General features: G+C 68.5%; 1 pseudogene. It reads right to left on the reverse strand.

The features are described 5' to 3' along the window. Positions 1 to 254 (reverse strand): annotated as a pseudogene (locus tag FCK22_RS19475) (ATP-dependent DNA ligase); the annotation flags it as partial.

Here is a 254-nt window from a genome sequence, read left to right on the forward strand (position 1 = left end):
GCCATACCAGCAATTCGCCGTCGAGCACCGTGCCCGGGGGCAGGTGATCGGCGGCGCGGGCCAATTCGGGGAAACGGTCCGTCATCAACTCCTCGCCGCGCGACCAGACGAAATAGTCGCCGTCGCGAGGATGAGCTGGCCCCGGATGCCGTCCCATTTCCACTCCGCCCGCCAGTCCTCAGGTTCGCCCAAGCCTTCCGGCCCGTCCTCCAGCGCATAGGCGAGGTAGAAGGGGTAGGGGCGCGAGGCGTCGG

Origin of the sequence: Sulfitobacter sp. 15WGC (assembly GCF_005068605.1) — a bacterium.
Classification (GTDB): Bacteria; Pseudomonadota; Alphaproteobacteria; order Rhodobacterales; family Rhodobacteraceae; genus Sulfitobacter; species Sulfitobacter faviae.